The sequence below is a fragment of the Parazoarcus communis genome, assembly GCF_003111645.1.
In the GTDB taxonomy this organism is placed as follows: Bacteria; Pseudomonadota; Gammaproteobacteria; order Burkholderiales; family Rhodocyclaceae; genus Parazoarcus; species Parazoarcus communis_A.
Genome location: NZ_CP022187.1, coordinates 2709952 through 2727659 on the forward strand (window position 1 = coordinate 2709952; position 17708 = coordinate 2727659).

At 62.9% G+C, this 17708-nt stretch carries 9 protein-coding genes; 2 read left to right on the plus strand and 7 right to left on the minus strand.

Going from position 1 to position 17708, the window contains the following annotated elements:
* Positions 1-10: 10 nt before the first annotated feature.
* From CEW83_RS12425 to glmU, 4 genes are all read right to left on the minus strand, one after another.
* Entirely contained in the window at positions 11-1462 is a 1452-nt protein-coding gene (locus CEW83_RS12425) for a hypothetical protein (RefSeq protein WP_108949623.1), read from the minus strand.
* Positions 1407-3980, minus strand: coding sequence for a hypothetical protein (locus CEW83_RS12430; protein ID WP_108949624.1), 2574 nt, complete (start codon positions 3978-3980; stop codon positions 1407-1409). Before CEW83_RS12430 ends, CEW83_RS12425 begins: the two co-directional genes overlap by 56 nt.
* 504 nt (positions 3981-4484) lie before the next feature.
* Entirely contained in the window at positions 4485-6311 is a 1827-nt protein-coding gene (gene glmS / locus CEW83_RS12435; protein ID WP_108949625.1) for a glutamine--fructose-6-phosphate transaminase (isomerizing), read from the minus strand.
* Positions 6312-6359: 48 nt separating this feature from the next.
* Entirely contained in the window at positions 6360-7718 is a 1359-nt protein-coding gene (gene glmU / locus CEW83_RS12440; RefSeq protein ID WP_108949626.1) for a bifunctional UDP-N-acetylglucosamine diphosphorylase/glucosamine-1-phosphate N-acetyltransferase GlmU, read from the minus strand.
* A 189-nt stretch (positions 7719-7907) separates the two neighbouring features.
* On the opposite strand from glmU, the gene CEW83_RS12445 reads away from it, so the two are divergent.
* Together CEW83_RS12445 and CEW83_RS12450 are read left to right on the plus strand one after the other, a co-directional pair.
* Positions 7908-9317 (plus strand): bifunctional enoyl-CoA hydratase/phosphate acetyltransferase, encoded by a 1410-nt coding sequence (locus CEW83_RS12445; protein ID WP_108949627.1) that lies wholly within the window; start codon positions 7908-7910, stop codon positions 9315-9317.
* Positions 9314-10501, plus strand: a complete 1188-nt coding sequence (locus CEW83_RS12450; RefSeq protein ID WP_108949628.1) for an acetate/propionate family kinase — start codon at positions 9314-9316, stop codon at positions 10499-10501. Before CEW83_RS12445 ends, CEW83_RS12450 begins: the two co-directional genes overlap by 4 nt.
* A gap of 21 nt (positions 10502-10522) precedes the next feature.
* On the opposite strand, the gene CEW83_RS12455 is transcribed toward CEW83_RS12450, so the two are convergent.
* The 3 genes from CEW83_RS12455 to CEW83_RS12465 all read right to left on the minus strand — a co-directional run bounded on the left by CEW83_RS12455 (position 10523) and on the right by CEW83_RS12465 (position 17544).
* Positions 10523-11278, minus strand: a complete 756-nt coding sequence (locus CEW83_RS12455) for a sulfite exporter TauE/SafE family protein (protein ID WP_108949629.1) — start codon at positions 11276-11278, stop codon at positions 10523-10525.
* Positions 11279-11401: 123 nt separating this feature from the next.
* The gene (locus tag CEW83_RS12460; protein WP_108949630.1) at positions 11402-12868 is read right to left on the minus strand and encodes a glutamate synthase subunit beta; all 1467 of its coding nucleotides are present in this window, start codon (positions 12866-12868) and stop codon (positions 11402-11404) included.
* Positions 12869-12870: 2 nt separating this feature from the next.
* Positions 12871-17544: a glutamate synthase-related protein gene (locus CEW83_RS12465; RefSeq protein ID WP_108949631.1), complete on the minus strand. Its 4674-nt coding sequence runs from the start codon at positions 17542-17544 to the stop codon at positions 12871-12873.
* Between the last annotated feature and the right edge of the window lie 164 nt (positions 17545-17708).

Genomic DNA, 17708 nt, shown 5'->3' on the forward strand with positions numbered 1-17708 from the left:
CACGCTTCGTTCAACGAGAAAGCTTGCTGGGACGGGTAATGTTTCCTAGGACTACGATGGTCACGACCGTAACTTCCGCAGGCGGGGCAGATCTCAGGATGGCGAGTCCGTCGGCCGCCGGCCAGGGAGCGGTCTCCTTCTTGCTGCAGTCCAGGACGCACAGCAGCGCAATTCGCTTGCCCTTTGCAGCCGCATAGCTCGCCGTTTGCTCGACGTAGCACTGGCAGTCTTCGACTCTCCGGATACGATGGTCCACGGACTTCAGTTCGATGGTGATCCCACGAAAACTCAGGTCCGTGATGCCGCCTGCCGCCGCAGGGTGCTCCTCGAGGTCGGATCCGATTCGAGGCGCACGCCGCAGTTCCTTCCGCACGTAGTCCTGAAACCGATTTTCGGGCCAGATCCCATCGAACTCCGCGTCCTGAACCGCTCGGCCAGCCATGTTGCACAGTACCGCGAGAAGCTCAAGCACATCCGAGAGCTCATGCACATTGGCCAGTCCTTGTTGTCGAAGCAGGTCACGGACCGATACGATCTTCTCGTCCATCGCGGCGTAACCGGTAATCGGGTGTGACTTGATGTCGATCCCCTCGACAAGGAGGGTGCGATGGCCGACGATGGCTACGGGTTGCTCCACACAGGCAGGTTGAAACGCGGCGGCGTACTTGAACTCGAACGGGCGGGCCTTGAGCCCTTGCGCTACCTGGAGGATCGCCCGCCCTCGTTGAACCAGCGTGTAGGGCGCCTTCCCAGGTGGTTTGGGGAATGTGAACTCGGATAGTTCGTAGGAGCTTCGCGGCTCCGCCGAAACCGGAGTTAAGGTGAGATGCGTCGCGTTGTCTGGCCATCGCGAGACCCGCACCTCAATCTCCATGTCGTGCATCTCGCGCGGCACCAGGTGGTGAACATCGGCGGCCAGCTGGCCTCCGAGCTGAAACTTCAGGAACGCAACGGAGAGCTCTGCTGGCCGAGGCGCCACCTCGTCGGCCGGATCCTTTTTGCGCGGAACCCTGAGCCCCTCGTCCCCGAACACCCCAATGGGCAACGGAACGCCTGACAGGCTGCAGCAGAGGGCTTCGAAGTCGCCGAGTGTTGCGATCGAAGGGACGGCAGTCGATGCGTCCAGCAGAGACTTCGCTTCCGACCTTTCCCCGTACTCGTTCACCCAGAGGCGGTGGCGCTCGATCGCGCTTCGCAGGAGCCGATCGCCTGCCTCCGAAGCGTCAAGTACCGACTGTCTCCACTCTGCCAATGTCGACACGATGCGCAGTAGTCCCGCGAAAGCGCCGTACGCCGTTGCAGTTGCTGCCCGTCCATACTGAAGGGACGCGCCGTCCAGCGCTGCGCTGATTTGTCTGAGCGTCTCGGCTTCAACGGTCCCGCCGTTGCCTAGCCTGCTAAGCGCATCAACCGCCTCGATACGTGCGAAGAAAACTTGGGAGAGGATCGCGTCTTGCCGCATATTGCTTCTCGTCTTCGTCGAGGGCCTTCACGAGGCCCTCCCACTCTGCCTTCAACGCCGCCCGCTGCTCGGCATCACCAGCGGCGACGGCCGCCTCGAATCGCACCGCCACGACCTGCATCCGGCGCGCCCACTTCATTCGTCTCTTGGGGACCGTGTCAGGCACGTCTTCCCACGAAGCATCAACCGCCATGATCGCTTGTTCCCAAGCCCCGGCCCGCGTCAGGATTTCCACCATCGCGCCGACGTACGGGTCGCGATTCCTTCTGCGAACGGCGACTGCGGCCAGGTCATCAGCACGCTTGAGCACCTCCGCGTCTGGGATCAAGTACGCAAGCCTGATTGCGTCCTCCTCGCCGTACTCGCGGACGGACTGGTCCTCGAGGATGCTGATCACCAGATCCACGTACGAGGGTTGGTCCTTGAGGTACCGGGACATTGAATTGAGCTCCCGGAGATTCGAGCTCGGCGGGACGGCCGTGAGGATCCGGATGAACCAGGCTGCCAAGCCCTCCTTCAGCTGCTCTTCTTTGGCAAATCTATGGAGGTAGAGCCGCATGCATCGAGGCAGAAAGCCTCTGGTGTCCTTCTCCGACTTGTAGGCCCCAATGAGCTGGAGAAGCGCTAGGCCGGCGGTTTGCTCGAGATGTGGTGGCAGAGGAATGTTCTCAAGCGCACCGGCGGCCGCTTGATGCACGATGACGTAACGATCTGACAGGAGAAGAACGAACGCATCGAGCACCAGTTGGGGAAGGTCTGCAATCCGGCTCTTGCCCGCCCTTCCAAGCGTTTCGACTGCCGTCGCACGCGCCAGAGTTGACGTGCCCATCAATCCCGAATAGAGCTCAGGCAGCACCAGGTTCAACCCTTCGGGCGTGGAGATGAGATGGCTGGTTTCCTTGAGCAGCGCCGATACCAGCCAGGTGCGACTATCATCAACTTTCGTCAGAAAGTCCACGTACGACTCCGTGGCGAGCCGATCTCCTTCAGCCGCCCTAGCCGCGATGGTGGCGAAGCATTCCCTGAGATTGTCGAGCGTCGATCTGAAGTTGCCGGCCTCCAGAGCGTCCAGGGTGGTGACGTTGGTCTTGCGATTCTGCTCGGCGTCAAACGCTTCGAACCGGGCGTCGAGGACGGCCGCTGCTCCAAGGACGACGTCGAGGTTCTTCCGGGCAGCCCGAAGCATGCTGCCGGAGCCATCCCTGAGGATCTGAGCGATCTCGCTGAGCACCTCGGAGTTGTTTGAGGTGCTCGCAAGCTTGATCACCCTTGTGAGGACAACGCCGGCGACGTCGTCTTCCAGCGTTGCTTTCCCGCGTACGGCAACCGGGAACACCTCCTCGTAGACCCGGATGAGGCGCGCTTCACCCTCGGACGAGGCGCCCTCGAAAAAGCCTGCGATCAGCTGGTCGGTGGCGGCGGGCTCGTGGAGAAAGGTGGCTGCGATGGAGCGCTGAAGATCGCCGCATACCATGTCCAAGTCCCTATCTGCCTCGTCGTCGTCGATGAGGAGGTGCGCACGCGCGAGCTTCGCGACCAGTGTCTTGGCGAACCGTCCCAGGATGAGCGGATCTTTCCGAGCAAGGACCTTGAGACCAGCCGTCCCCGTGCGTATTGCGTAGGATTGCCGCGAATCGAGCAGACGTTGGATGGCGCGCTGGATGGCCTTCGGCCGCTCGCCGAAGACGGCCTCCAGCGGTGCCGGCTGCAGCCGCCGCTGGTGATGGCTGAACTGCTGGCGAGGTGGGTTGGCCAACGATATGAGAGCAGGCACCGCTGCTTCCACCGCCGCCTCCTCCCCTAAGCTGGGCGTCGCCATAACGATATCCGCGGCCACTTCGACGGATTCATGGCGCCTCAGGCAACCCAGCGCCGCCGCAGCGAGACGCACGGGGTCCGCACCGACGTGTTGCAGCACTAGGAGTGCTTCCGTCTGACACCCGGCTGCGCGCGTTGCGGCCAGATCAAAAAAGTACTCAGTGATCGGAGCCGTGAGCACCTCGGGGGCCAGCTTCACTGTCTCGACGATCCGCGTTCTCGCCTCATCGGAAGGGTGGTCATCCAGAGCTTGAAGGTCATCAAGCAACGCGCACGTTGCGGGACTCTGGCCAGTTCGTAAGGCATCCCGACGCTGCTTGCGACCTGCGCGGGCCGCGTCGGCCTCCGCTTTCGCTCGCTCTGCGGCTTCTTCGCGACTCGCTAACTCCCGGTCACGCTCTCCGACCAGTTGGCTGAGGTTCGGCAGCCGAACCGCTTGACGCTTGTCGCAGTGCACACAATTGCGGTCGTAGAAGTCGAGCGCACCTTCCTCCAGGCACCAGCCCGCGATGCCTCCTGCTGGTGCGAAGTCGCACTGCATGCCGAACATGCCAATCGGGAGGCCCGTCTGCATGGCGATCAGACCCGTCCCACCGTGGTTGCGCACCTGAGCGTGGGAGCACCAGTTGTGCATGAGCTCCATGACCTCCTTGTTGCGCTCGCCGGTCCGGACATGTCGATCGAATTCGGCCTCGTTCATGCCGCGATTATAAAGCGTCGTGGGAGCTTCGTCGTAGTGAGCGCTGCACTTACTCTCATATAGCGGCGCTAATCGGCGTACGGGGGGGCGCGTTGGGTGGCCTCAGCGCCCGGCCAGATTGAACGGCCGTTTAGGAGCCGACATTCGACGTTGGCGTCGCCGGTGCAAACGACTGATCCCGCGGCGAAGCAGTCATAGGCCTTTCCCGTCGTACTTCCGCTTTGGGTCGGTAGTTCCAGTTGGCAGGATGGAGAAGCCGCCGTTCACCGTCGCCTGACGCTCGAACGGCAGGTGACCAGCACATTGCTGCCTGACTGCGCCATCAAGCCACCGGCAGCTGAGGCCGAGTAGCCGACGCCCGTTTGGCGACAGCAATCCTTTGCCCCCCAAGAAAATAACGCCCGGCAAGCCGGGCGCTTTCACTGACCAACTGAGTTTTCGACTTTAATAACGAGTTTTCGACTTTATTTGTCGGGAACAAACCTCGCGCCGGTCGCGGCCGGATCACTCCACCGTAACGCTCTTCGCCAGGTTCCGTGGCTTATCGACGTCCGTGCCCTTCACCAGCGCCGCGTGATAGGACAGCAACTGCAGTGCAATCACGTGCAGCACCGGCGACAGCATGCCGTAGTGCTCCGGCATGTGCAGGATGTGCACGCCTTCGGACTCGGGGATCTCGCTGCCGGCGTCGGCAAACACATAGAGTTCTCCGCCACGGGCGCGGACTTCCTGCAGGTTCGACTTGAGCTTTTCGAGCAGTTCGTCGGCCGGGGCAACTGCGATCACCGGCATGTCCTTGTCCACCAGCGCGAGCGGGCCGTGCTTGAGTTCGCCGGCGGCATAGGCTTCGGCGTGGATATAGGAAATTTCCTTGAGCTTGAGCGCACCTTCCATCGCAATCGGCCAATGCCGGCCGCGACCAAGGAAGAGTGCATGCTCCTTGCTGGCGAAGCGCTGCGCCCAGGCTTCGATCTGCGGTTCAAGCTCAAGCACTTTCTGGATGGCGACCGGCAGGTGACGCAAGGCGCTGAGGTAGTCGGCCTCGTCGGTCTCGGAGAGACGACCATTGATCTTGGCCAGCGACAGGGTGAGCAGGGCCAGCGCGGCAAGCTGGGTGGTGAAGGCCTTGGTCGACGCAACCCCGATTTCGGGGCCTGCGCGGGTGATGAAGCGCAGCGCGGCTTCGCGCACGATGGCCGATTCGGGCACGTTGCACACCGCCAGCGTGCGGGTCATGCCCAGCGCACTGGCATGCTTGAGCGCAGCCAGGGTATCGGCGGTTTCACCCGACTGGGAAATCACCACCACCAGGGTATCGGCTTCGGGCACTGACTTGCGGTAGCGGTATTCGCTGGCGATCTCGACCGTGCACGGGATGCCTGCGACCGACTCCAGCCAGTAACGCGCGACCAGACCGGCGTGGTAGCTGGTTCCGCAGGCGAGTACAAGGACGCGACGCACACCGTCGAAAACCTCGGGGGCGCGCGCGCCGAAATGCAGCGGCGAGATCGAGCCGCCACCGGCAATCATCTCCAGCGTATTGCCCAGCGCCTGCGGCTGCTCGAAGATTTCCTTCTGCATGTAATGGCGGTACTGCCCCAACTCGACCGCATCGGCCGACAGGCTGGAGATATGCACTTCGCGCTCGACCGGAGAGCCGTCGGGCAGCATGACGCGGTAGCTGTCGCGACGCAGTTCGGCCAAGTCGCCGTCTTCGAGATACACCACCTTGCGTGTGACCTGCAGCAGCGCAGCGGTATCCGATGCGGCATACATGCCGTCTTCGCCGATACCGAGCAGCAGTGGCGAGCCCCGGCGCGCGACGATGGCACGGAAGGGGTCGGCCTCGGACAACACGCCAATCGCGTACGCGCCCATCAGCTCGTTGGTGGCGAGGCGCACCGCGTCGAACAGATCGGGCGTGGTGGCGAGCTTGCTGTGGATGAGGTGGGCGATGGCTTCGGTGTCGGTCTCGGACTCGAACACATAGCCACGCGCCTGCAGACTGAGCTTGATCGACTCGAAGTTCTCGATGATGCCGTTGTGCACCACCGCCAGCCCCGCCGAAATGTGCGGATGGGCGTTGCGCTCGGAGGGCACGCCGTGTGTTGCCCAGCGTGTATGCGCGATGCCGATGTTGGCCGACAGGCCGGCCTGATCCGCGAGCACCGCAAGCTCTGCAACGCGGCCGGCCGAGCGCAGGCGGGTCAGCTCGCCGGACAATACCGCCAGCCCGGCGGAATCATAGCCACGATATTCGAGCTTGCGCAGGCCCTCGAGGAGCACGGGCACGACGTTGTTGGTGGCGATTGCTGTGACGATACCGCACATGACGCTAATCCTTTGATCCGGGGGGGGCAGACCGGCTGCAGACAGGGGTTACTTGGTTTTGACCGGCTTTTTCCAGCTGCTGATGCTGAGCTGTTTGGTGCGCGAAACGGTGAGCTGCTCGGGCGGCGCATCCTTGGTGAGGGTGGTGCCCGCACCAAGCGTGGCACCGCGCCCGACTCTGACCGGCGCCACAAGCTGGGTATCCGAGCCGATGAAAACGTCATCCTCGATGACGGTGCGGTGCTTGAATGCGCCATCGTAATTGCAGGTGATGGTGCCGGCGCCGATATTCACGCGCTGACCGACATCCGCATCACCCACGTAGGCCAGATGATTGGCCTTCGAGTGATCGGCGACCACGCTGTTCTTGATCTCGACGAAGTTGCCGACGTGCACGTCCTGACCAAGCACCGTGCCCGGACGGGTGCGCGCATAGGGACCGATGACGCAGGCTTCGCCCATGGTGGTGCTGTCGAGATGCGAAAACGGTGCGACGCGGGTGCCTGCCCCGATAAGGGTATTGCGGATCACGCAGTTGGCGCCGATCACCACGCCATCGCCGAGTTCGACACGCCCCTCGAACACGCAGTTGATATCGATCTCGACGTCGCGCCCGCAGATCAGTTCGCCACGCACATCGATGCGGGCGGGATCGATCAGGGTCACGCCCTCGTCGAGCAGACGCCCTGCAATCGCAGCCTGATGCAGGCGCTCGAGCTGCGCGAGCTGGGACTTGCTGTTGACGCCAAGGGTCTCGGACACGGCGTCGGGTTGCACCGTGACCACTTCGACATCCTCGGCCACGGCCATGCCGATGATGTCGGTCAGGTAATACTCGCCCTGGGCATTGTCGTTGCCGATGCGCCCCAGCCAGTCACGCAGGCGGGCAACCGGGGCGACGAGGATGCCGGTGTTGACCTCCCGCACCTGTCGTTCGGCATCGGAAGCGTCTTTCTCTTCGACAATGCGCTGCACCCGACCCGCGCCATCGCGCAGGATGCGGCCATATCCGGTGGGCTGGTCGAGCTCGACGGTAAGCAGCGCGAGCCGGCCCTTGCCCGCAGCCTGCGCCAGGCGACGCAGCGTCGGCACGCCGATCAGCGGCACATCGCCATACAGCACGAGCGCAAGCGAGCCGTCAGTGAGATGCGGCAAGGCCTGTTGCACTGCATGCCCGGTGCCCAGTTGCGGAGACTGCAGCGCCCAGGACAGATCGGGGGCGTCGAGGCGCTCGCGCACGACTTCGCCACCATGGCCGTACACCACGCAAATGCGTTTCGCATCGAGTTCACGGGCAGCGCCCAGCACATGGGCCAGCATCGGCTTGCCTGCAATCGGCTGCAGCACCTTGGGCAGAACCGAACGCATGCGCTTGCCCTGACCCGCAGCGAGAATCACGACTTCCATGGAGCATCCCGTGAGATTTATCGACGCGGATTTTAGCATGTGGCATGCCCCCGCCCTGTGACGCGTGCCCTGTTGTCGAAGTGATACGAAATTCGTGCTGCAGTGCACGAAAAAACAACCGGATTCTAACCGCCGCAATAATACTGAAAGTAGAATGGGCTTGTTGCAATGCACGCAAAAAGGTCAGATATGGAACACGCCGCTCAATCGCTCATCCAGAACCGCATCTTCGACGAGATACAGGTCGGTGACTTTGCACAGCTGGTACGTACGCTCCGCCCGGAGGACATCCACCTGTTCGCCGCCATGTCGGGCGACGTCAATCCAACGCATGTCGACACCGAGTTCGCGCGCTCAAGCCAGTTCCGCGAGGTCGTGGGCCACAGCATGTGGGGTAGCACCCTGATCTCCACCGTGCTCGGCACCGAATTCCCCGGCCCCGGCACCGTGTATGTGTCGCAGGGGCTCAACTTCTGGCGCCCCATCACCATTGGGGACACGCTCACCATTTCGGTGACCTGCCGCGAGAAGTTCGAACACAATCACCACATCATCTTCGATTGCCTCGCGGTCAACCAGGACGGACTCAAGGTCATCGACGGTACGGCTGAGGTCGCCGCGCCAACCGAGAAGATCTCGCGTGCGCGGGTCGTGCTGCCGCAAGTCACGATTTCCGATCGCGAACTGCGTTACCGTCACCTGCTGTCGGTCACGGCGGGGATGTCGCCGATTCCGATCGCAGTTGCGCATCCGTGCGACGCAGAATCGCTGCGCGGCCCCATTCAGGCTGCACAAGCCGGCCTGGTCGACCCCATTCTGATTGGCCCCGAGGCGAAGATCCGCGCCGTTGCCGAGGAAGAAGGCCTGGACCTGAAGGGTTTCCGAATCGTTGACGTACCGCACAGCCATGCATCGGCCGAGACGGCTGTCGCCCTGTGTCGCGATGGCGGCATCGAGGCCCTGATGAAGGGCTCGCTGCACACCGACGAGCTGATGGCTGCAGTCGTATCGAGGACCAACGGCCTGCGTACCGCACGCCGCATCAGCCATGTGTTCCTCGCGGACGTGCCGACCTATCCGCATCCGCTGATGATCACCGACGCGGCAATCAACATCGAGCCGACGCTCGAGGACAAGGTTCACATCATTCAGAATGCGATCGAGCTCGGCCACATGCTTGGCCTGCCCGAACCCAAGGTCGCGATTCTGGCCGCAGTTGAAACTGTCAATCCGAAGATGCGCTCCACCATCGAAGCCGCGGCGTTGTGCAAAATGGCGGATCGCCGGCAGATCACCGGCGGCCTGCTCGACGGCCCGCTCGCATTCGACAACGCGGTGTCGCTGGTCGCAGCCAAGACCAAGGGCATCCGCTCGGCAGTGGCCGGCAACGCGGACATCCTCGTGGTGCCCGATCTCGAATCCGGCAACATGGTGGCGAAGCAGCTCGAGTACCTGGCCGATGCGCTGATGGCCGGCGTTGTGCTCGGCGCACGCGTGCCCATCGTGCTCACCAGTCGTGCCGACACGGCAGAAACACGGGCTGCATCGTGCGCAATTGCGCAGCTGATGGCCCACCGCAAGCGCGAGGCCATGCTATGAAAGCCGTACTTGTTCTCAATGCAGGCTCGAGCAGCCTGAAGTTTGCACTGTTTGCCATCGAACCCGAGCTGGCCGAACACCCCGCCCTGTCGGGCCAGATCGACGGCATCGGCGCCACGCCGCAGTTCAATGCGAAGAGCGCTGCAGGCGAGCGCTTCGAGGAGGCGGTCCCGACCACCTCTTCGAGCCAGCGCGAACAGCACCGCGACGCGCTCACCCATTTGCTCGACTGGCTGGCAGCACACAACCCCGCGCTTGAGATTGCCGCCGCAGGCCACCGCATCGTGCATGGCGGCGACCTGTTCAGCGAACCTGTGCGCCTGTACGGCCACATCATGCTCAAGCTCAAGAAGTTCGTGCCGCTCGCGCCGCTGCACCAGCCCCACAACCTGAATGCAGTGCAGGCGATTTCAGCCATGGCACCCGACATTCCGCAGGTGGGGTGCTTCGACACGGCTTTTCATCGCACCCAGCCGGCGGTCGCACAGGCCTATGCGCTGCCGCGCAAGATCAGTGCAGAGGGCGTCAAGCGCTACGGCTTTCACGGTCTTTCCTACGACTACGTTGCGCGCCAGCTGCCATCGGTGATCGGCGACAAGGCCTCGGGCGCCGTCGTCATTGCCCACCTGGGCAACGGCTCGTCGATGTGCGCGCTGCGCGACGGGCGCAGCGTCGCGTCGACAATGGGATTCACCGCGGTCGAGGGGCTGATGATGGGCACGCGCACCGGCAGCCTGGACCCCGGCGTACTGCTCTACCTCATGGATCAGAAAGGGATGAGCTCCAAGGACCTGACCAATCTGCTGTACAAGGAATCGGGGCTGCTAGGGGTTTCCGGCATCAGTCAGGACATGCGTACCCTGCTCGCGTCCGCTGCGCCGGAGGCCATGGAGGCGGTCGATCTGTACTGCTACCGGATCGCACGTGAGCTCGGTTCGCTCGCGGCCGCAGCGGGTGGTCTGGATGCGCTGGTCTTCACTGGCGGCATTGGTGAGCACGCAGCCCAGGTGCGCGAAAAGGTGGCGAAGCTGTCGGGCTGGATCGGCGTAGACATCGACCCCGAGGCCAATGCTGCTCATGCGAGCCGGATCGACAGCCCGTCGAGCAAGGTGGCCGTCGCCGTGGTGCCGACCAACGAAGAAGGCATGATTGCCCGCTACACGGTCGACGTACTGGGCCTGTGACCCGGCGCCGGGGCGGGCTGCTCAGCCGAGCAGTCCGTCCCACAACAGCTTCACCCCCGACAGCCCCAGGGCCGCAACCGCAAAGAAGTAGAACGGCCGCTCGGGAATCCTTGCCAGCAGTCGCACACCAAGCCATACGCCCAGGGGCACGAGCGGCAGCAGCGTGGCCGACATCACCAAGGTATCGCGCGAAAACAGGTCCAGTCCGATATAGAAGGGTAGCTTGGCGAGATTGATCGCCGCGAAGAAGAACACCGAGGTTGCCACGTAAGTCTGCTTCGGCAGCCTGCGGCTCAACAGGTAGGCCATCAACGGCGGCCCACCGGCATGCGCGAGCGTGCTGGTAAATCCTGCCCCGATACCACAGACCCAGCCAAACCAGCGTCCTGCGTGCGATGTCGCCGACACCGCATGCCCTGCCCTGCGCAGCAGCCGATCAAGCGCAAACGCGATCGAGATCACGCCCAGCACCACTTTCACCACCGCATCCGACATCGCCCCGAACGCCAGCGTACCGAGCGCAATACCGACCAGCGCAGAAGGGATTAGCAGCTTGAGGTCGCCAATATCCGCCTTGCCACGCCAGGCACGAATCCCGACCAGATCCATCGCAATCAGGATCGGCAGCACGACCGCCACCGCGTCACGCGGCGAGATCCACATCGACATGAAAGGCACGGCGAGTCCGCCCAGCGCACCACCCAGCCCCGACTTCGAAATGCCGGTCAGGAGAATCGCCACTGCCGTGACAATCCAGCCGCTTGCATCCATCTCCATTCCTGCCGCTCCCTCAGCCCCTGCATTGTCCGGGAAAAAACGAAGGCGACCCCGCAGGGTCGCCTTCGTGATCAGTTGCTACGCCAGACAGCGCTCGTCAGAGCCTGCCCGACGTATCGCCGCTTAGCGGGGCAGAACGCTCGTACCCATCAGGAACTCGTCAACCGCGCGGGCGCACTGACGGCCTTCACGGATCGCCCACACCACCAGCGACTGGCCGCGTCGGACATCGCCCGCAGCAAAAACCTTGGCGACATTGGTTGCGTAGCAGCCTTCACCGTCGGTCGATGCCTTGGCGTTACCCCGGCCATCCTTCTCCACACCGAACGCTTCGAGCACACCGCCCACCGGATTGGTGAAGCCCATGGCAAGAAACACGCGCTCGGCCGGATAGACCTTCTCGGTGCCTGCGACTTCCGCCATGCGGCCGTCCTTCCACTCGAGATGAACAGTACGCACACCGGTCAGCTTGCCGTTATCACCGACGAATTCCTTGGTGCCGATCGCGTATTCACGCTTGGTATCACCTTCGACGTGCGAGGAAGAAGTGCGCAGCTTGATCGGCCAGTACGGCCAGGTCAGCGCCTTGTTCTCCTGCTCGGGCGGTTGCGGCATCACTTCGAACTGGGTCACCGATTTGGCACCATGACGATAGCTGGTGCCGACGCAGTCGGAACCGGTATCGCCACCACCAATCACCACCACATTGCAGCCTTCGGCGGAGATCGGATTCGGCCTGTCGCCTGCAACCTGCTTGTTCTGCGGGATCAGGAACTCAAGCGCGAAATGCACGCCGTCGAGCTCACGCCCCGGAACCGGCAGGTCGCGCGGCACTTCCGAACCACCCGCGAGCACCACGGCGTCGAACTCGGCCATCAGCGACTCGGCGGTGACGACTTCCTTCGCATCACAGATGATGCGGGACGGCATGTCCTTGGTACCGACCACCACGCCGGTGCGGAAGGTGACCCCTTCGGCCTCCATCTGCTCGATACGACGATCGATCAGGCCCTTCTCCATCTTGAAGTCGGGAATGCCGTAGCGCAGCAGACCGCCCGCGCGGTCGTTCTTTTCGAACACCGTCACGTCGTGACCTGCGCGCGCCAGTTGCTGGGCGTTGGCCAGGCCGGCGGGGCCGGAGCCAACAACTGCAACCTTCTTGCCGGTCTTGACGGCGGCCGGTTGCGGCAGCACCCAGCCCTCATCCCAGGCCTTGTCGATGATCGCGTGCTCGATCGACTTGATACCTACTGCTTCGTTGTTGATGTTCAGCGTACAGGCCGCCTCACATGGTGCCGGGCAGATACGGCCGGTGAACTCGGGGAAGTTGTTGGTGGAATGCAGCACGTCGATCGCCTGCTTCCAGTCGCCGCGATAAACCAGATCATTCCAGTCCGGAATGATGTTGTTTACCGGGCAACCGTTGTTGCAGAACGGGATGCCGCAGTCCATGCAGCGCGCACCCTGAATCGCCGCATCCTCGTCGGAAAGACGAAGCACGAACTCCTTGTACCCCTTCAGTCGCTCCGGAACGGGCTCGTAGCCCTCCGACAGACGCTGATACTCCAGAAATCCGGTTGGCTTGCCCATTTTTACGCCGCCTCCAGTTGCTTCTGACGCTGCTCGGCCATTTCGGCGAGCGCACGACGATATTCATTCGGCATTACCTTGACGAACTTGGTCCGCCACGCCGTCCAGTTGTCGAGAATCTCTCGCGCACGCGGGCTGCTGGTAAAGCGCGCATGACGCTCGATCAGCCCCTTGAGAATGAGCTCGTCGCCCATGCTCAGGTGGTCGATCGCGACACGTCCATGCGACTCGAGGTCGTCACCCGCTTCCGTACCCTTGCGCGCCTCGACTTCCTCGGGCAGCGGCTCAAGTGCCACCTGCGCCATGTTGCAGCGCTGCTCGAAGCTGCCGTCTTGGTCAAGCACGTAAGCCACGCCACCCGACATGCCGGCAGCGAAGTTGCGGCCAGTCTCGCCGAGCACGACGACGGTGCCGCCTGTCATGTACTCGCAACCATGGTCGCCCACCCCTTCCACCACCGCAGTTGCGCCGGAGTTACGGACCGCGAAGCGCTCGCCACCGACACCCGCCAGATAGACCTCACCTTCGGTCGCACCGTAGAGCACGGTGTTGCCGATGATGATGTTGTCCGCCGTGGTGCCACGGAACTCGGCTTGCGGACGCACGATGATGCGACCACCCGACAGGCCCTTGCCCACGTAGTCGTTACCCTCGCCGATCAGCTCGAGCGTGACGCCACGCGCAAGGAAGGCACCGAAGGCCTGGCCGGCGGTCCCCGTCAGACGGACGTGAATGGTGTCGTCCGGCAAACCGGCATGACCGTACTTCTGCGCAACACGGCCGGAGAGCATGGTGCCCACCGTACGGTTGACGTTGCGCACCGGCAGATCGATGGACACGCGCTCGCCCTTGTCGAGCGCAGGTGCGGCGAGAGCGATGAGCTCGTTGTCGAGCGCCTTCTCCAGACCGTGATCCTGGATCTCGGTATGCAGACGCGGCACGCTGGCCGGCACGTTCGGGCGATAGAAGATGCGCGAGTAATCGAGACCGCGCGCCTTCCAGTGCTGGATGCCCTTCTTCATGTCGAGCAGGTCGGCACGGCCGATGAGGTCGTCGAACTTGCGGATGCCCAGCTGGGCCATCAGTTCGCGCACTTCCTCGGCGATGAAGAAGAAGAAGTTGACCACATGCTCGGGCTGACCGGAGAAGCGCTTGCGCAGCTCCGGGTCCTGCGTCGCCACCCCCACCGGACAGGTGTTGAGGTGGCACTTGCGCATCATGATGCAGCCCTCGACGACCAGCGGCGCAGTGGCAAAGCCAAACTCGTCTGCACCCAGCAGGGCGCCGACGACGACGTCGCGACCGGTCTTGATCTGACCGTCAACCTGCAGGCGGATACGGCTGCGCAGACGGTTCAGCACGAGGGTCTGCTGGGTTTCGGCAAGACCGAGTTCCCACGGCGAACCCGCGTACTTGATCGACGACCACGGCGACGCACCGGTACCACCGTCATGACCGGCGATCACGATGTGGTCGGCCTTGGCCTTGGCCACGCCAGCCGCAACGGTACCCACGCCGATCTCGGACACCAGCTTCACCGAGATATCGGCGCGCGAGTTGGCGTTCTTGAGGTCATGGATCAGCTGCGCCAGATCTTCGATCGAGTAGATGTCATGGTGCGGCGGGGGCGAAATCAGGCCGACGCCCGGCACCGAGTGACGCAGGAAACCGATGTACTCGGACACCTTGTGACCGGGCAGCTGGCCGCCTTCGCCGGGCTTGGCGCCCTGGGCCATCTTGATCTGGATCTGGTCGGCGTTGACCAGGTACTCGGTGGTGACACCGAAGCGTCCCGAGGCGACCTGCTTGATGGACGAACGCAGCGAATCGCCGGCGCCCAGTTCGAGGTCGCGCTCGATCCGGCCTTCGCCGATGATCTGCGACAGCTTCGTCGTCTGCGTGATCGGCTTGAAGCGCATCGGGTCTTCGCCACCCTCGCCGGTGTTCGACTTGCCGCCAATGCGGTTCATCGCCACGGCCAGCGTGGTGTGCGCTTCGGTCGAGATCGAACCGAGCGACATCGCACCCGTTGCAAAGCGCTTGACGATCTCCTTGGCCGACTCGACTTCGTCGAGCGCAACCGGGGCACCTGCAGGCTTGATCTCGAACAGACCGCGCAGCGTCATGTGACGACGGCTCTGGTCGTTGATGATCTTGGCGTATTCCTTGTAGGTGTCGTACTTGTTCGAGCGCGTCGAGTGCTGCAGCTTGGCAATCGCGTCCGGCGTCCACATGTGTTCTTCGCCACGGATGCGGTACGCGTACTCGCCACCGGCATCGAGCATGTTCGCCAGCACGGGGTCGGGACTGAACGCCTTCTGGTGCAGGCGGATTGCCTCTTCCATGACTTCGAACACGCTGATCCCTTCGATCTGCGTGGTGGTGCCGGTGAAGTACTTGTCCACCATCGCGCTCTGCAGGCCGACGGCTTCGAAGATCTGAGCACCGGTGTAGGACATGTAGGTCGAGATGCCCATCTTGGACATGACCTTCATCAGGCCCTTGCCCACACCCTTGACGAAGTGCTTGATGTACTTCGCGCCGGTTTCCTCGTCACCCGCCAGTTGCTGGAGCGTTTCGAGGGCGATGTAGGGGTGAACCGCTTCCGCACCGTAACCTGCCAGTACTGCGAAGTGATGCGTCTCGCGCGCCGAACCGGTTTCGACCACCAGACCGGCACGGGTCCGCAGGCCCTTGGTGACCAGGTGCTGATGAATGGCCGACAGCGCCAGCAGCGCAGGAATCGCGACCTGATCGACCGTGACCTTGCGGTCGGAGACGATCAGGATGTTGCTGCCCTGCAGCACCGCGTTCTCTGCCTCGGCGCACAGCGAAGCCAGACGTGCCTCCACGCCGTCCTTGCCCCAGCTGACGGGATAGCAGATATCCAGTTCTGCGGAACGGAACTTGTTGTTGGTGAAGCGCGCGATGTTGCGGATCTTGGCCATGTCGCCGAAATCCAGCACCGGCTGCGTCACTTCGAGGCGGAACGGCGGGTTGATCTCGTTGATCTCGAGCAGGTTCGGCTTGGGTCCGATGAAGGACACCAGCGACATCACCAGTTGCTCGCGGATCGGGTCGATCGGCGGATTGGTGACCTGTGCGAAGAGCTGACGGAAGTAGCTGTAGAGCACCTTCTCACGGGACGACAGCACCGCCAGCGGCGAGTCGTTACCCATCGAGCCCGTACCTTCCTCGCCCGTCTTGCCCATGGGCTCAAGAATGAACTTGATGTCTTCCTGGCTGTAGCCAAAAGCCTGCTGACGATCGAGCAGACTGGCAACGCAATCGGGTGCGGCGGCACCGGCAGGTACGTCGAGACCGTCGAGCTTGATGTTGATGCGCGACAGCCAGTCGGTGTAGGGACGAACCGAGGCCAGGCTGTCCTTGAGTTCCTTGTCGTCGATGATGCGCCCCTGCTCCATGTCGATCAGGAACATCTTGCCCGGCTGCAGACGCCACTTCTTGACGATCTTGCTGTCGGGGATCGGCAGCACGCCCGACTCCGACGCCATCACCACGAGGTCGTCATCGGTGACGAGATAACGCGCGGGACGCAGACCGTTACGGTCGAGGGTCGCACCGATCTGGCGGCCGTCGGTGAACGCGACCGCAGCGGGGCCGTCCCACGGCTCCATCATCGCAGCGTGGTATTCGTAGAAGGCGCGACGCTTCTCGTCCATCTGGGTGTGCGACTCCCAGGCTTCCGGAATCATCATCATCACCGCGTGCGCCATCGAATAACCGCTCATCACGAGCAGTTCGAGTGCGTTGTCGAAGGCAGCAGAGTCGGACTGGCCGGGGTAGATCAGCGGCCAGATCTTTTCCAGATCAGCGCCGAGCAACGGAGAAGATACGCCCTTCTCGCGGGCACGCATCCAGTTGTAGTTGCCGCGAACGGTGTTGATCTCGCCGTTGTGGGCGATATAACGGAACGGGTGCGCCAGGTTCCACTTGGGGAAGGTGTTGGTCGAGAAGCGCTGATGCACCAGCGACAGCGCCGAGGTGGCACGCGGATCGACGAGATCGAGGAAGTACTCGCCAACCTGGGTCGCAAGCAGCAGACCCTTGTAGTTCACGGTGCGGGCCGACATGGAAACCATGTAGAACTCCTGACCGTGCTTGAGGTTGAGCGCGTTGATCGCGTTGGCGGCACGACGACGGGTGACGTAGAGCTTGCGCTCAAGTGCTTCGGTCACCATGACGTCGGGGCCACGGCCGACGAAGACCTGGCGAATCACCGGCTCCTTGGCCTTGACCGTTGGCGACATCGGCATGTCGGCGTTGGTCGGCACATCACGCCAGCCAAGCAGAACCTGACCTTCGGCGCGCACGGCGCGCTCGATTTCTTCCTCACAGGCAAGACGCGAAGCCGCTTCCTTGGGCATGAACACCATGGCAACGCCGTACTCACCGGGCGCCGGCAGGGTGACACCCTTGGCCGCCATGTCTTCGCGGTAAAGCTGATCGGGAATCTGGATCAGGATGCCGGCACCATCGCCCTGCAGGGGGTCTGCACCAACGGCGCCCCGGTGATCCAGATTTTTCAGGATCTCAAGGCCCTGCAGAATGATGTCGTGAGACTTCTTACCCTTGATGTGGGCAATGAAACCCACGCCGCAGGCATCATGTTCGTTCGCGGGATCGTACAGACCCTGCTTCTGGGGGAGATCCATCTCGTTTGTCCTCGAAACAACACGCTCGCCGGGTAATTGCCGACGAAGTTCGGGCGGCTCTCGCCGCTGCTCAAACCCGCACACGTAAACCATGCGGACACAAAAAAGCCGGGCGCGCGGGCACCCCGGCTTGCACGATCGACTATCCGATAGTCAATCGCTAC

Bases quoted from the DNA above. Each gene is read 5' to 3' on its own strand.
- CEW83_RS12425 (WP_108949623.1), bottom strand. From the start codon at position 1,462: ATGCGGCAAGACGCGATCCTCTCCCAAGTTTTCTTCGCACGTATCGAG.
- CEW83_RS12430 (WP_108949624.1), bottom strand. From the start codon at position 3,980: ATGAACGAGGCCGAATTCGATCGACATGTCCGGACCGGCGAGCGCAAC.
- glmS (WP_108949625.1), bottom strand. From the start codon at position 6,311: ATGTGCGGTATCGTCACAGCAATCGCCACCAACAACGTCGTGCCCGTG.
- glmU (WP_108949626.1), bottom strand. From the start codon at position 7,718: ATGGAAGTCGTGATTCTCGCTGCGGGTCAGGGCAAGCGCATGCGTTCG.
- CEW83_RS12445 (WP_108949627.1), top strand. From the start codon at position 7,908: ATGGAACACGCCGCTCAATCGCTCATCCAGAACCGCATCTTCGACGAG.
- CEW83_RS12450 (WP_108949628.1), top strand. From the start codon at position 9,314: ATGAAAGCCGTACTTGTTCTCAATGCAGGCTCGAGCAGCCTGAAGTTT.
- CEW83_RS12455 (WP_108949629.1), bottom strand. From the start codon at position 11,278: ATGGAGATGGATGCAAGCGGCTGGATTGTCACGGCAGTGGCGATTCTC.
- CEW83_RS12460 (WP_108949630.1), bottom strand. From the start codon at position 12,868: ATGGGCAAGCCAACCGGATTTCTGGAGTATCAGCGTCTGTCGGAGGGC.
- CEW83_RS12465 (WP_108949631.1), bottom strand. From the start codon at position 17,544: ATGGATCTCCCCCAGAAGCAGGGTCTGTACGATCCCGCGAACGAACAT.